This window comes from Burkholderia sp. THE68, from assembly GCF_009938265.1.
Lineage (GTDB): Bacteria > Pseudomonadota > Gammaproteobacteria > Burkholderiales > Burkholderiaceae > Caballeronia.
In genome coordinates, this window is the sequence record NZ_AP022316.1 from 548,254 (window position 1) to 561,702 (window position 13,449).

A 13,449-nucleotide genomic window follows, 5' to 3' on the forward strand; every position below is an offset into this window, starting at 1 on the left:
TTTGCTCGATAAGGCACGCTGCGCCCGGGGCAACACTGCACAAAGGCGCGGTCAGAACCGCGAGGCGTTCCGCACCGGCGCACGCGCGGCGTAAATAACGGTGCGTTCGGAATTCGCGCCGCGTTTTAATGTCAATCAATGCGCGCAACCGTGCGCGCGGCGGCGAGAGATCGAAACCAGCGCGTGAATTCCGTTTTTGGCAGCAGAAAAGAACATCATGGACGAAGTAGCAAGACTGGGGCACATGCGGATCGTGCTCATCGAAGACGATCCGGAAAGCAGGGCATCGCTGCAGATGTTGCTGGAAGAAGAGGGTGCTCAAGTGTTCGCCCTGGCCGACGCCGAAGACGGCGCGCAGGCGGCGATCGAGCATCTTCCCGATGCGGTGATCTGCGATCTGGATTTACCCGAGATGGACGGTTTCTATCTCATTCAACGTTTGCGGGATCACGAAATACGCGGCAACCTGCCGCCTTCCGTGGCGATCGCGCTGACGGGACATGGCAGCGAAGAGTATCGATTGCGCAGTATCGGCGAGGGCTTTCAGCATTTCATGGTGAAGCCTGTGCATCCCGACGAACTCGTCACGCTGATCCAGGATGCGGTCGGCACGCGAGTGGTGATGTGAGCTGACCCGAGGCGTTCCGGGGCCGCCGATGACAGGCGGCCCCGAACCTTTACGACCTGTCGCGATTGCGCGCCCGCGTGGCGCCCGTGATGACGGCGATGCCCAGCATGATGACGGCGACGATCATGATCGTGTGCTGCGAGACATGCATCGCAACCAGCGCCCACGACACGCCGCCGATCAGAATCAGCCAGCCGACGAGGTAGATGATCAGCGTCATCGGATTCTCCTTATTTCGTTAAGTGTTTGTTAATCATTGTGCGGCCTTCATGAAAGGGCCTTATCCTTTCGACGCGCGCGCACGGATAAGTTCACATGATGCAAGCGGTGTACCGTGGCGCCTCAGCGACGCGCCGCACTGATAAGATTCGTCCATTCGCGGAAACGAGAAGGTGGAAGGGATGAAGCTTTTTCATGCGCTGCGCAGCAAGCCAGTTCCCGTCGCCGAAATACTGGTCGACCATCAAAACACTGTCGAACTCGACGCGGCGCTCGCGCGGTGTCGGTTTCTCGAAGAAGAAAATGCGCGGCTGATCGCCGACGCGCAACAATTCCGCGCGCTGGCCACCCCCGTATCACCCGCGCGGTCCAATCTCCCCGCGTTTTCTCCTGTGCCGATCCCGGACGACTTCAGGCCGTTCTTCAAGGACGTACTGCTTCGCACGTTCTATCGGGCCAACGTCACGCAGGACGAATACTTCGAGCGAGACCTGGACGCTCATGTCTTCCATCGCTTCCGCGATTTCGAGTACTGGATCTGCACGTGGCTCGCGCAGATCGCCCCGGACATGGGGGAAATGACGGCGATCGAAATCGGGTCCGGGACCGGCAGCTCGACGCTTGCGTTTGCGAGCCGGGTCAAGCGCCTCATCAGTTTCGAGATCGATCTCAACGCGAGCGCGGCGGCAGCGGAAAGACTGCGCTTCTTCGGATACGACAATGTCGAATTCGTCGATGAGAAGCTGACGGAGGAGAAAGCCGGGGCGCTGGTTGGAAAAGTCGATCTCGCCGTGCTGTGCGCTGTGCTCGAACACATGACTTATGCGGAGCGCATCGAGGCTTTGCGTGCGTCGTGGAAGGCGCTCGCGCCCGGCGGCCTGCTCGTCGTGGCGGACACGCCGAACCGCTTCAACGTGCTGGAGGATCACACCAGTCTGATGCATTTCTATTCGGCGCTTCCGCTCGAAATCCAGCGCGACTACGCGCAGTTCTCGCCGCGTGCGGACTTCAGGGATTCAATCGCGAAGACCGCGCCCGCGGACCTCAGCGAACGGCTCGCGCGCTGGGGGTTCGGCGTGTCGTATCACGATTTCGAACTGGCGATCGGGCAAGATTGCCACGACCATATCGTGCTCGACGGGTATGAGGAGGCGATTCTCGCGCGGTTCTATGATCGAACCGACGATGCGCTGCTTCGGCTTGCGTTCGAACGCTACAAGGTACCGGCGCACCGCGCGTTTACGCGCCACAACCTTCATTTTGTGATGCGCAAGCCGGGTTAGTTGTTGCATCGGGCGTGCGACGCTCGAGCCGGACAGGCCATTCCGGCCCGAACTATCAGGCCAAAGATGTTGAATCAGACGGGTTGCCTCGTACGGCTCACACTTGCCGACAAATGACTCGTAGGTGCCTGATCGATCGGATGGCTAGAGCGGCGGCAAGAAATCCAGTTCCAGCCAATCATTGAGCCGTTTGAACTCGCCTGCGGTCATTGGCTTTCCGCCTGGTCCGACGACGATTTTCTCGTCTGCTTGCGTGGCGGTGCTCGATTTTTCTGCTTGCCGCTCTTCTGCGAACTCCTGTCGGTTCGCTTCTTGAATGTTGATGTTCCCCGTGTGTTCCAACGCTGGTCTGCCCCGTAATTTTTTGTAAGGGCCGGAGTATAGCGTTTGGTCGTGACATCTGCTTTTCTCGCCGATCAGTCGTCGGATACCCGCCTGCAATCTCGCCGCCCCAATGCTCGCCCGGCGCGCTAAACTCCCGCCAGACAAGGCCTCCGGTCCAAGATCGCCAAACTTATGCTGACCGTCCACCACCTCAACAATTCCCGCTCTCAGCGGGTGCTCTGGATGCTGGAAGAACTCGGCGTCGAATACGAACTGAAACGCTATCAGCGCGACCCGCGCACGATGCTCGCGCCGCCCGAATTGCGCGCGGTGCATCCGCTCGGCAAATCACCGGTCGTCACCGATGGCGATCTCACGCTCGCGGAGTCGGGTGCGGTCATCGAATATCTCGTGGATCGCTACGGCGAAGGGCGTTTCTCACCGCCGCCGGGCGTGTCGCCGGAACGCGTGCGCTACAACTACTGGATGCACTATGCGGAAGGCTCGGCGATGCCGCCGCTTCTGCTCAAGCTCGTCGCGCGGCGGCTGGAGAGTGCGAAGATGCCGTTCTTCGCCAGGCCGATTGCCCGGCGCATCGCGCAGACGATGCAGAGCAGCTTCATCGATCCGCAATTGCGGCTGCATCTCGGATATATCGACGCCGAGCTTGCGAAATCGAACTGGTTTGTGGGAGATACGTTCAGCGCCGCCGATGTGCAGATGAGCTTTCCGCTCGAGACCGGGAGCCAGCGGGCGGGGGCCAAGTCGCTGCCGCATATCCGGGCGTTTCTCGAACGTATTCACGCGAGGCCTGCCTACCAGCGCGCACTGGAACGCGGCGGCCGCTACGACTTCGCCAGCTAGCCATTCGGCCGACTGCCAGCGCGCCCGGCGTGTTGCGTACAATGACTCGCACGCAAACACTCAGCCCACAGGCGACGCATGGCCCGAATCGTTCCCGACGACTGGAAGAACCTCGAAGCGACCGGCGCCGCTGCGCGCGAACTCGAAACGCTGGCGCTCCTCGAAAAGCTCCCTGAAGACTACACGGTCTATCACGGCGTGCACTGGACGCGCATCAACGAAGGCTTTTCCGTATTCGGCGAAGCGGATTTCGTGGTGGTCGCGCCATCGGGCCGCGTGCTGATGATCGAGATGAAGGCGGGCTTCCTGCGCGAAACGAGCGCGGGACTCGTGAAGGTCTATCTGCAGAAGGAGCGCAACGTCGCGATTCAGCTCGCGCGCACGCTGGAGAACCTGCATCGGCGCTTCACCGCCGCATTCGGCGCGGGCACGTACCGGATCGAGGAACTGCTGTATTGCCCCGACTACACGGTGAAGAACGCCGCCATCGCGGGTGTCGCGCCTGCGCGTATCGTCGATGCGAGCCGCAAGTCGCAACTCGCGCGCGCCGTGCTCGACATCCTGCCGCCCGACGAGCCGCGCTTCGAAGCGGCGGCGCGCATTCATCACTTTCTCGCCGATGAACTCTCGCTCACGCCCGATACCAACGCGCTCGTCGGCGCGGCCAACACGCTCGTCACGCGTCTGTCGGGCGGGCTCGCGACGTGGGCGCGCAGGCTCGAATTCGAGCCGTTCCGTCTACGCGTGATCGCGACCGCGGGCGCGGGCAAGACGCAGCTCGCGGTGCGCGTGATGCGCGATGCGCTGGCGCAGGGCAAGAGCGTGCTCTACGTGTGCTTCAACCGGCCGCTCGCCGACCACATCCGCGTGATCGCGCCGAAAGAGGCGAAGATCGCGAACTATCATCAGCTGAGCGCGGCGGTTGCGCGCGATGCGGGAAGCCCGCCCGACTTCAGTCAGCCGAATGTGTTCGCGACGCTGGAAGAGCGCTTCGCGGCGGTGCCCGTGCCCGAGCACTGGAAGACCGATGTGCTGATCGTCGACGAAGGTCAGGATTTTCAGGCGGCGTGGGTCGATGCGCTCGAACGCCTGCTCAATTCCGACGGCGCGTGGTGGTGGCTCGAAGATCCGATGCAGAACCTCTATCTGCGTGAATCCGTGCCGCTGCCGGGCTGGACCATCCTGCGCGAAAGCACCAACTATCGCAGCCCGCGCGATCTGCTCGGCTTCGTCCGCAAGATCGTCGGGCCCGAAGTGCGGCTCGACGCGGGCAGCCCGTTCGACGGCTCGGATGTCAGCATCTCGACCTACGAGGACGGTCATCCCGAGGAAATCATCGAGGCGACCAAGCGCGCCATCACGAACGCGCTGTCGCTGGGTTTTCGCAAACAGGACATCGCGGTGCTGTCGTTCCGGGGCCGCGAGGGCTCGGCGCTGACGGCGGTCGACCAGCTCGGCCCGCACCGGCTGCGCGCCTTCACCGGCACGTACGATCTGTTCGGCAACCCGGAGTATCGCGAGGGCGATGTGCTGCTCGAATCGATCTACCGCTTCAAGGGGCAATCCGCGCCGTGCGTGATTCTCACCGAAGTCGATTTCGACGCGCTCGACGAACAGGCGGCGCGCAAGGTCTTCGTCGGCGCGACGCGGGCGACGATGAAGCTGATCGTGGTCGCGTCGGCGCGTGCGGCCCGGGCCATCGAAGCGCTCCAGTGACCGATGGCCGTCATCAGCACCGAGCCCTCCTTGCGCGCGCACGCCGCGCGCCCCTGGTTTCGCCGCCTCTGGTATGCGGCGCTGATCGCGCTCGCGGTCGCGCCGCCGATCGGCGCGGTCGGCTACATGCTGTACTCGGGCCTGCTCGCGCGCGAGACGCACAGGCTCGTCGTGCCCTACGACGTCTACTGGGACGCCGCGCAGTTGCAGATCGCCTATGAGCGCTTCGAGAATCACGTGCTGCTGTACCGCAACGGCATCGACGAGGATGCCGAAGCCGTGCGCGCGAGCTATCGACTGCTGCGCGCGCGGCTCACGCAGGTGTCGGAGTCGACGGGACAGGCGGACGGCCACGAAGCCCTGCTGAACCGGCAGCGCGAAATCCTGCGGCAATTGCAGACCGCGCTGGATTCCATCGAGGCGAATGTCGACGGGCTCGAGACGGAGCGTCAGCACACCTTGCGCGTGATCGGCGTGCTGCGCCAGAACGCACCGGTCGTGGCAGAACTGGCGAGCGGACGCCGGCTCATGGATGTCGCCGAGCGCGAGGCGATCGTGCGCGACTTCGAGGCGAAGCGCCGTTATCTGATCTACGGCGGGATTCTGCTCGGGGTGCTGTCCGCGGCCGCCACGGCGTTGCTGCTGCTGAATGGATACCGGCGCACGCGTCTCATCGAGCAGCAGCGCGCGGCACTCGTGGCCGAGCATCAGGCGACGCGCACGGCACGCGAGGCCGGCGTCGCGAAAGACACCTTCCTCGGCATGATCAGCCACGAACTGCGCACGCCGCTGCACGCGATCGTCTCGTCGGTCGAGTTGCTCGGGTTGAACGCGCGCGGCGATGCCGACCGCAAGATCATGCAGCGGCTGGAAGCGGGCGCGCGCCATCTCGAAGCGCAGATGCGCGATCTGACCGACTACGCGCGTCTGGGCGCGGGCAAGCTCGAATTGCGCATGTCCGTATTCGATCCGGTGGACCTGCTCGAATCCATCATCGATGCGAACACGCCCGCCGCGAGCGCGAAGGGGCTGGCGTTGCGCGGCGACTACGCGGGCGAACGCGGGCCGATCGAGTCCGATCCGCATCGCGTTCGGCAGATCGTGACGAATCTCGTGACCAACGCCATCAAGTACACCGACGCCGGTTCCATCGACGTGCATTTCGCGCGCACGGAGAAGCGTCTCGACATTTCGGTGATCGACACGGGCCCGGGTATCCCCCGCGAGCAGTTGCCGCTGATTTTTCAGGAATTCACGCAGCTCGACTCGTCCAGCACGCGGCGCTTCGACGGCGCGGGAATGGGCCTCGCGGTCGTGCGCGGGCTCGTCGATCTGCTCGACGGGAAGATCGAAGTATCGAGCGAAGTGGGACAGGGCGCCGCGTTTCGCGTGAGTTTGCCGGCGGCGTCGGCCGAGCATATGCCCGAGCGCGGCGAGCAGGAAGCCGATGCGCCCGAACTGCGCAAATCGCGCGTGCTCGTCATCGACGATCACGAGGCGATCCGCGATTCGCTCACCGAAATGCTCACGCATCTGGGCTATTCGGCCGTGGCGCTGCCGGATGTCGACAGCGCGCTTGCGTGGCTGCGCGCCAATGACGCCCACGTGATCCTCGCCGACCTGCACATGCCCGGCAAGGACGGCTACTCGTTCGCGAACGAATATCGTGCGCGCAGTGCGCCGGGCGCGAGCGTGCCGATCATCGCGGTGAGCGCCTACGCGCCCGAACTCGTGGACCCGGCCGCGGCCGTGCTGTTCTTCGATTACCTGCTGAAGCCGGTGCGTTACGAGGTGCTGAAGGGCGCCGTGCACCGCGCGGTGACGGTACGCCGGCGAGTCACGTAGGCCTTGCCGTTCAGCTGCGCATCAGCCGCTTGGAAAGATCCGCGACGAGTATGCCCAGCCGCGCGGGCTTCTCGAAACACGTCACGTTGTAGTCGCGGATGACCTGGCTGATTTCCGACTCGCTCGCCTTGCCTGTAGTCAGTTCGCCGGTGAGCACGAATACCGGCGCGTCCGGATTGTCCGACTCGCGCACCGCGCGGATCGCGTCCGCCGACGTATGGACGCCGAACAGCCAGTCCATCACGACGGCGTCGAACACTTGAGCCTGCAGCGCTTCGAGGAAGGCGTCGAGACCGTAGAAGGCCATCGCCGTGAAGCCGGTGGCTTCGAGATAGTCATGCAGATTGTCGGCGGACGCGTGATCGTCGTCGACTACGGCGATGATCGGCTTGTCGGTATCCGGGCGGCGCGGCTGGATTTCGATCTTGTGGACGTCGCAGGCCTCCTGCAACAGGACGCCTTCATGCTTCGTGACGATCCAGCGGTTGTTCAGCTTCTGCGCGATGAAATCCGGCCGGCTGCCCGCCTCGAGCGCGTTGCCGACCCACGCCATGCACGGAATCTCGAGCGAACCGAGCTTGAGCACGGCGTCGTGCGCGGTGCCTTCGGTGACGTCGGGGCGCGTGTTGATCGAATCGAAAAGCTTGAGCGCGGGCTCGTCGAAGGCATCGGCGACGCGGCGGATCTGCGCGATCGTCCACGGACTGTTGCCGCGCAGCTTGCGATGGCCCTGCGAAAAACTCAGGTCGAGAATGCGGCACAACTCGGCGGTCTGCTGCCGCTTGCCGATGCCGTGACGGCCCATCAGCTCGCGCACGCGCTCCGCGACGGCGAGCGATTCCGAAGAAGACGTTTCAGTGACCATACTGCCAGTCGGATGCGTAAGGGTGGGACTGCGGAAGGCATGGTTCGGCGTGGGCCGGGCAAGCCGTGCGCAGTCGATCCGACATTGTAAATGGCGCGCGTCCTTGCACTCAAAATGGATCGCTGGAACGCGCTCAACATCTTGATCTTACGGACAAAAGTGGCGAAACCGCCGTTCGCTTGCGCGCACTTGGTTTCACATCGTGTCGATCACGGCGTCGACCAGATCGCGCGGCGTGCGGAACGTGCCCGGCACGGCGGCGAGCCCGTTGAGCCGGTTGTCGATCAGAAGCGACGCGAGCCCGTGCACGTGCGCCCACGCCGATGCCATCGCGATGGTCTGCTCCGAACTCATCGCGCCGAACGCGCTGTTGCTGCCAGGCGCGATCTCGGGCACGGCATCGAACACATCTGCGAGGCCGGCGGCGGACATGCGCCGCGCTTCCACGAGCGACGGCCTTTCGGTGTCGAGCAGTTCGTTGCGGGACATCAGCCGGAAGAGGTCGGGATTGGCGACCGCGAAGTCGATGTAGCCGTGCGCGATCGCGCGGCCGCGATCCGTCCCGGCGCTGGCGGCGGCTGCGCGTTTTTGCATCGCGTGAGCCAGTCGCCGATGTCCGCTCGCCGCGAGCTCGGCAAGCACGCCCGCGGTGTCGCCGAAATGATGTTGTGGCGCAGTGTGCGACACGCCTGCCTCGCGGGCGATCGCGCGCAGCGTGAGACCGCGCAATCCGTCGCGGCGAAGCACGGTTTCGGCGGCATGCAGCAGCGCGTCCGGCAGCGAGCCGTGATGGTAGGGATGCGGCGCGGCTTCGGGTGCTTTCGCGGGACGACCGCGTTTTCTGGTGGGCGGGGTGTTCTGCATAGGAATGGAGACCCGTTGGTCGATCAATCTTTACAATGGAAAATTATCTTGACCCAAGCACGCGTGAAAGTCAAAATCTTTCCATCGTAAAGATTAACAGTCACAGGAGAACGATCATGTCCTTTCAAGAGATCTTGCTGGGTGCACCCGCCTGGGTTTGGGTTCTGCTTGCCGTGCTGGTCTCTCGCGGCATGAAGGCGATGAAGGGCAGCACCGCGCCGCTGTCGAAGCTGGGCATCGTGCCGGCGGTGTTCGTCGGCTGGGGATTGCTGCATCTTCTGTCGGACCCGGCGACCGGTTGGGATACGGCGCTGATGTGGGCGGCGGGCGGCGTGCTGGGCGCGGGGCTCGGCGTTACGCTTGCGAAGCGTAGCGGCATGACGGTGGACCGCGTGCGGCGCACGATCACGTTGCCTGGCTCGGCGGTGCCGCTCGTACTGATCCTGTTGACCTTCGCGATGAAATTCTGGATCGGCTTCGAGATGGCAACGACGCCTTATATCGGCGTGGATTCGACCTTCATCGTGCTGAATGGTCTCGTTTCGGGCGCGGTGGCGGGCATCTTCGCGGGACGGTTCCTGATCTACTGGCTGGCGCTGCGGCCGGCGCCGGAACCGTTCCTGGAACGTTCGTAATCGATCGGCGCCCTCTGCATCAGCGCATTCCGAATCAAAGTTCGCGATTGTTGAACGGAGTATTGTCTTTTTTCAAGACAATAGGCGTGTTTTCCCGCGCTACACTGCGTTGCATCATTGATCGGAGGTCGCCGTGCTGGTCGCTGTTCTTTTTCTCTGCCCGATAGGTGTCGCTGCGCTTTTTGCCTTCGCGCTCATCGCGGACAGACACTTCAAAGATTCACTCGTTGATGCTCGCGGAGATTTCCCCGAAAACAGGCGGCCGGTGGTGCGACCTCGTCAAGCCACGCCGGACAAGTCAACGTTCTGAGCAGTCCCGGGCTCGAAATTCTTTAACTCTCATCGAGAAATTTTAATTTTCGGTGTGATTTTCGCCTTCTCCTCGAAAAAACCTAATTTCCTGAAGTCCGTGCCTGGCTCGCGAACGCGTCGCGCACGACTTCTTCGATGCGATCGAGCACCGCTCGAGGAACATGCTGATACTGCTTCCTGCGATGCGTGGACAGCGTGCCTTTGTTCGACTGCGTCATGCGAATCAGCACCGAGAGGTCCTTGCGCGGCAAATCGAATTCGTCATTCAGCAACGCGAACGCGTGATAGCCTTGCAGCCATGCGATCTCGCGGGGAATCTCCTCCCGCACCGCTTCCTTGATCATCGCGTAGAGGAACGCCACTTCGCGGTCGGCGTTGAAGAACCGATAGGCGCGGCTCGACGGCGCGCTCAGCACAAGCGGCTCCGTATCGACGCGCCGGTAATTCCATAGTCTCGTCACCGGGCGGGAAAACGCCGTCAGCACTGCGTGATAGGCCGGGATGTTGCGCTCCATCACCGCTGAGACCGGGATGACGGTATCCGCGCCCAGCAAACCCGAACGCGCCAGCACGTGCTGAATCAGAAAACGATGGAGACGGCCGTTGCCGTCGAAAAACGGGTGCAGATAGACGAACCCGAACGCGGCGCACGCGGCCTTCACCAGCACGTCGGGGCAATGCTTCTGGTCGTTGACGAAGCGCTCCCAGTCGGCCATCACCCGCCGCAGGTCGCTGGTCGGCACGGGAAAGAAGTCGACCCGGCCGGCGGCATCTTCGAGCCAGTTCTGTTTGTTCCGATATGACGCTTCCTGGCTGTAGACATCACGCACGATCACGTTCTGCAGTTGCACGAGCCACTCTTCGTCGACTTTCGCCGGTTCGCCGGCGCGTCGCAGGAGTTGAACGAAGCGTTCCTGCTTGTCCGAACTGGGCGTCTCCGATTCGATCGCGTAACTGCCGCGCGTCTCCGACAAATACAGAAAAGCCAGCGCGCGTTTATACAACTCCGGGTCCTGCATCGCGTCGAGCGCACTTTGCGCTTCGAGAAGCAACCCGGAGAGAGGCGGATCATCGGGAATCGCAGCACGATGGACGATCGGACAGAACCACGGCGTGCCCAGCGCGTTGTTGCGCACGCGAAAGCGCGGCGCGCGCACCGGCTGCGGCGCTGTGTAATAAAGCTCGGCCGGAAAGAGATCGACATACCCGCCCTTGATGGTCACGCCGGCGTCGAGTTCCCTGCCGGTCAGCCATTCCCAGAGAAAGCACGCGCGGCGAATCTGCTCGCCGGTCGGCGTCGCGCGCAGCCGGTCGATAAGTTCGCCAGGCTCGATATGCTCGAACGCGGCATCGATGACTTCGAGGTTGACACCTTCGTGACGGAGCGCGAACTCGAGATGACCGACGGGTGTATCGTCGAAAGCGACGCTGTTGGGAAACAGAATCTGGCTCTCGCTGTCGATCCGCCGGTTCACCGACGAACTCGCGTAGGCGAGCCGCGCCGGCGGCGTTACGCGCAGTTCCCCTATGGCGATGAGACGGGCATAACCGATGGGCGTCATCGAGATTTCTTAACGTTTATCGAGAAATCATAACTTTATGCTCGTTTCTGACGAATTTATCGAGAAATCCTGATCTTTGGCCGTTCGACTGATCTGTTCGATCCGCTTTTGCTATCGAACGATCGCCCTTTCGAATTGTTGCGCTATTGGCGCGGGACTATAGTGCCTCTCACGGCACCCAAAACCCACGGCAACGAACAACGAAAGGAGACAAGACCCATGAACCGTATCGACCTGGCGGACCGCGTCGTGATCGTCACCGGCGGCGCACGCGGCATCGGCCTCGCGGTGGCGGAGCGCGCGCTCAAATCGGGCGCCGATGTCTCGCTGTGGGACGTCGACGGCGAACGCCTCGCACGAACCAGCGCCGAACTCTCGGCGAAGCACAAGGACCGCAAGGTCAGCGAAGCCCTCGTCGAACTGACCGATGAATCGTCCGTCGACGCCGCCGCGAAAAAAACCCTCACCGCGCATGGGCGGATCGACGTGCTCGTCAACAATGCGGGCATCACCGGCGGCAACGGCACGACCTGGGAACTCGCGCCCGACGTGTGGCGCCGCGTCATCGACGTCAATCTCATCGGGCCGTATCTGACCTGTCGCGCTGTCGTGCCGCACATGTTGAAGGGGGGCTACGGGCGCATCGTCAATGTCGCGTCGATCGCGGGCAAGGAAGGCAATCCCAACGCATCGCACTACAGCGCGTCCAAAGCAGGATTGATCGGGCTCACGAAATCGCTCGGCAAGGAACTCGCGGGCAAGAACATCCTCGTGAACGCCGTCACGCCCGCCGCCGCCAAGACCGAAATCTTCGATTCGATGTCGCAGCAACACATCGACTACATGCTCTCCAAAATTCCGATGAACCGCTTCCTGATGCCGCAGGAGGCCGCGTCGCTGATCCTGTGGCTCTCGTCCGAGGACTGCGCGTTCAGCACCGGCGCGGTGTTCGATCTGTCGGGCGGACGCGCGACGTACTGATTGCGTTCTCGGGAGAATCGCGATGAATCACTCCGCTACAGCGGAAGGCGCCGTCACGTCCCGCGTGATGCGCCGCCTGCTGCCGTTTCTGCTGCTCATGTATGTGCTCGCGTTTCTGGATCGCGCGAATATCGGCTTCGCGCAGAAGGCGTTGCAGCAGGACACCGGCCTGACCAACGCCGCATTCGCCTTCGGCGCGGGCGTGTTCTTCGTCGGCTATGCAATCTTCGAAGTGCCAAGCAATCTGTTGCTGCATCGCGTCGGTGCGAAGCTGTGGATGTGCCGCATCATGGTGACGTGGGGCCTCGTCTCCGCAGCGATGTCCTTCGCGCATGATTCGACCACGTTCTACGTGCTGCGCTTTCTGCTCGGCGTGGCGGAGGCGGGTTTCTTTCCAGGCATCGTCTATTACCTGACGCGCTGGTTCCCGCAATCGTCGCGGGCGCGCGCGCTCGGCGTGTTCTATTTCGGCGCGCCGCTCGCGTTTATCTTCGGCGCGCCGCTTTCGGGCCTGCTTCTCGACCTGCACGGCGCGCTCGGCTTCAAGGGCTGGCAGTGGCTCTTTCTCGTCGAAGGACTGCTTGCGTCGATCGTCGGCGTGTGGGCGTTCTGGTATCTCGACGATGACCCCGCGAAGGCGCGCTGGCTCACGCAGGAACAATGCGCGCTGCTCGTCGGCCGCCTCGACGAGGATGCGCGCGCCGCGTCGTCGCACGGTCCGCACAGCGTGCTCGCGGCGCTCGTCGATCCGCGCGTGCTGGTGCTGTGCTGCGTGTACTTTCTGATTCAGGCGGCGGTGTACGGCGTCGTCTTCTATCTGCCGCAACAGGTCTCCGCGCTGCTCGGAACGAAGGTGGGCTTGCGCGTCGGGCTCGTGACGGCGCTGCCGTGGATCGCCGCCGTGATCGTCACGTGGATCGTGCCGCGTTATGCCGATCGAACCGGCAGGCATCGCGTCTGCGCGGTGGCGCTGCTCGTGATGTCGGGTGTGGCGATTGCAGTGTCGGGCGTCGCGGGCTCGCCCGTCGTCTCACTGATCGCGCTGTGCTGCGCGGCGAGCGGCTTTATCGCCGCGCAGCCGCTCTTCTGGACCTTCCCGACGCGCTATCTGACCGGCGCGGCCGCCGCAGCCGGCATCGCGCTCGTCAATTCGCTCGGCGGACTCGGCGGTTTCTTCGCGCCGATGGCCCGCACCGCCGCCGAAGCCGCGTTCCATTCGACGAGCGCCGGGCTCATGGTGCTGGCGGGCGCGAGCGTACTTGCCGCGCTCGTCATCGCCGCGCTGGTGCGCGTGCCGGGGCGCGCCGATCACGGACATCTTCCCGACGCCGCCAAGGCGTCCTGAACAACG

At 63.3% G+C, this 13,449-nt stretch carries 14 protein-coding genes; 8 read left to right on the forward strand and 6 right to left on the reverse strand.

Translation table 11 applies throughout. The features are described from left to right. Positions 1-217 precede the first annotated feature (217 nt). Entirely contained in the window at positions 218-628 is a 411-nt protein-coding gene (locus tag BTHE68_RS16040) for a response regulator (protein ID WP_225936321.1), read from the forward strand. A 49-nt stretch (positions 629-677) separates the two neighbouring features. Here the strand turns inward: BTHE68_RS16040 and BTHE68_RS36620 are convergent, their stop codons facing one another. Continuing rightward, positions 678-848, reverse strand: a complete 171-nt coding sequence (locus BTHE68_RS36620; RefSeq protein ID WP_174258054.1) for a hypothetical protein — start codon at positions 846-848, stop codon at positions 678-680. Positions 849-1,029: 181 nt separating this feature from the next. Here BTHE68_RS36620 and BTHE68_RS16045 point away from each other — a divergent pair, with 181 nt between their 5' ends. After that, complete coding sequence (locus BTHE68_RS16045; RefSeq protein WP_162067315.1) at positions 1,030-2,130, forward strand: class I SAM-dependent methyltransferase; 1,101 nt, start codon at positions 1,030-1,032, stop codon at positions 2,128-2,130. Positions 2,131-2,274: 144 nt separating this feature from the next. On the opposite strand, the gene BTHE68_RS16050 is transcribed toward BTHE68_RS16045, so the two are convergent. After that, positions 2,275-2,664: a hypothetical protein gene (locus BTHE68_RS16050; protein WP_162066890.1), complete on the reverse strand. Its 390-nt coding sequence runs from the start codon at positions 2,662-2,664 to the stop codon at positions 2,275-2,277. Between BTHE68_RS16050 and BTHE68_RS16055 the strand changes: the two genes are divergently transcribed. The 3 genes from BTHE68_RS16055 (at position 2,647) to BTHE68_RS16065 (ending at position 6,879) form a co-directional block, all read left to right on the forward strand. Then, entirely contained in the window at positions 2,647-3,318 is a 672-nt protein-coding gene (locus BTHE68_RS16055; protein WP_162067316.1) for a glutathione S-transferase, read from the forward strand. The genes BTHE68_RS16050 and BTHE68_RS16055 overlap by 18 nt on opposite strands. Positions 3,319-3,396: 78 nt before the next feature. Continuing rightward, complete coding sequence (locus BTHE68_RS16060; RefSeq protein WP_162067317.1) at positions 3,397-5,034, forward strand: ATP-binding domain-containing protein; 1,638 nt, start codon at positions 3,397-3,399, stop codon at positions 5,032-5,034. A gap of 3 nt (positions 5,035-5,037) precedes the next feature. Next, positions 5,038-6,879, forward strand: a complete 1,842-nt coding sequence (locus BTHE68_RS16065; RefSeq protein WP_162067318.1) for an ATP-binding response regulator — start codon at positions 5,038-5,040, stop codon at positions 6,877-6,879. A gap of 10 nt (positions 6,880-6,889) precedes the next feature. Here BTHE68_RS16065 and BTHE68_RS16070 read toward each other — a convergent pair whose 3' ends face one another. Together BTHE68_RS16070 and BTHE68_RS16075 are read right to left on the reverse strand one after the other, a co-directional pair. Next, a complete protein-coding gene (locus BTHE68_RS16070; protein ID WP_162067319.1) occupies positions 6,890-7,744 on the reverse strand; it encodes a helix-turn-helix domain-containing protein in 855 nt (284 codons plus the stop codon). A gap of 195 nt (positions 7,745-7,939) precedes the next feature. Continuing rightward, positions 7,940-8,608, reverse strand: coding sequence for a TetR/AcrR family transcriptional regulator (locus BTHE68_RS16075; protein ID WP_174258055.1), 669 nt, complete (start codon positions 8,606-8,608; stop codon positions 7,940-7,942). 116 nt (positions 8,609-8,724) lie between these two features. On the opposite strand from BTHE68_RS16075, the gene BTHE68_RS16080 reads away from it, so the two are divergent. Next, the gene (locus BTHE68_RS16080; protein WP_162067321.1) at positions 8,725-9,243 is read left to right on the forward strand and encodes a DUF6622 family protein; all 519 of its coding nucleotides are present in this window, start codon (positions 8,725-8,727) and stop codon (positions 9,241-9,243) included. Positions 9,244-9,277: 34 nt separating this feature from the next. Here BTHE68_RS16080 and BTHE68_RS16085 read toward each other — a convergent pair whose 3' ends face one another. After that, positions 9,278-9,454, reverse strand: a complete 177-nt coding sequence (locus tag BTHE68_RS16085; protein WP_162067322.1) for a hypothetical protein — start codon at positions 9,452-9,454, stop codon at positions 9,278-9,280. Between the two features lie 181 nt (positions 9,455-9,635). Then, positions 9,636-11,117, reverse strand: coding sequence for a Fic family protein (locus BTHE68_RS16090; protein WP_162067323.1), 1,482 nt, complete (start codon positions 11,115-11,117; stop codon positions 9,636-9,638). 219 nt (positions 11,118-11,336) lie between these two features. Between BTHE68_RS16090 and BTHE68_RS16095 the strand changes: the two genes are divergently transcribed. Beyond that, positions 11,337-12,098 carry an SDR family NAD(P)-dependent oxidoreductase gene (locus tag BTHE68_RS16095; protein ID WP_162067324.1) on the forward strand — a complete coding sequence of 254 codons (762 nt, stop codon included), beginning with the start codon at positions 11,337-11,339 and terminating at the stop codon, positions 12,096-12,098. A gap of 22 nt (positions 12,099-12,120) precedes the next feature. After that, entirely contained in the window at positions 12,121-13,443 is a 1,323-nt protein-coding gene (locus BTHE68_RS16100; protein ID WP_162067325.1) for an MFS transporter, read from the forward strand. The last annotated feature ends 6 nt before the right edge of the window (positions 13,444-13,449 follow it).

Excerpts from the sequence above, each read along its gene's own strand:
- BTHE68_RS16040 (WP_225936321.1), top strand. The coding sequence starts at position 218 with ATGGACGAAGTAGCAAGACTGGGGCACATGCGGATCGTGCTCATCGAA.
- BTHE68_RS36620 (WP_174258054.1), bottom strand. The coding sequence starts at position 848 with ATGACGCTGATCATCTACCTCGTCGGCTGGCTGATTCTGATCGGCGGC.
- BTHE68_RS16045 (WP_162067315.1), top strand. The coding sequence starts at position 1,030 with ATGAAGCTTTTTCATGCGCTGCGCAGCAAGCCAGTTCCCGTCGCCGAA.
- BTHE68_RS16055 (WP_162067316.1), top strand. The coding sequence starts at position 2,647 with ATGCTGACCGTCCACCACCTCAACAATTCCCGCTCTCAGCGGGTGCTC.
- BTHE68_RS16060 (WP_162067317.1), top strand. The coding sequence starts at position 3,397 with ATGGCCCGAATCGTTCCCGACGACTGGAAGAACCTCGAAGCGACCGGC.
- BTHE68_RS16065 (WP_162067318.1), top strand. The coding sequence starts at position 5,038 with ATGGCCGTCATCAGCACCGAGCCCTCCTTGCGCGCGCACGCCGCGCGC.
- BTHE68_RS16070 (WP_162067319.1), bottom strand. The coding sequence starts at position 7,744 with ATGGTCACTGAAACGTCTTCTTCGGAATCGCTCGCCGTCGCGGAGCGC.
- BTHE68_RS16075 (WP_174258055.1), bottom strand. The coding sequence starts at position 8,608 with ATGCAGAACACCCCGCCCACCAGAAAACGCGGTCGTCCCGCGAAAGCA.
- BTHE68_RS16080 (WP_162067321.1), top strand. The coding sequence starts at position 8,725 with ATGTCCTTTCAAGAGATCTTGCTGGGTGCACCCGCCTGGGTTTGGGTT.
- BTHE68_RS16090 (WP_162067323.1), bottom strand. The coding sequence starts at position 11,117 with ATGACGCCCATCGGTTATGCCCGTCTCATCGCCATAGGGGAACTGCGC.
- BTHE68_RS16095 (WP_162067324.1), top strand. The coding sequence starts at position 11,337 with ATGAACCGTATCGACCTGGCGGACCGCGTCGTGATCGTCACCGGCGGC.
- BTHE68_RS16100 (WP_162067325.1), top strand. The coding sequence starts at position 12,121 with ATGAATCACTCCGCTACAGCGGAAGGCGCCGTCACGTCCCGCGTGATG.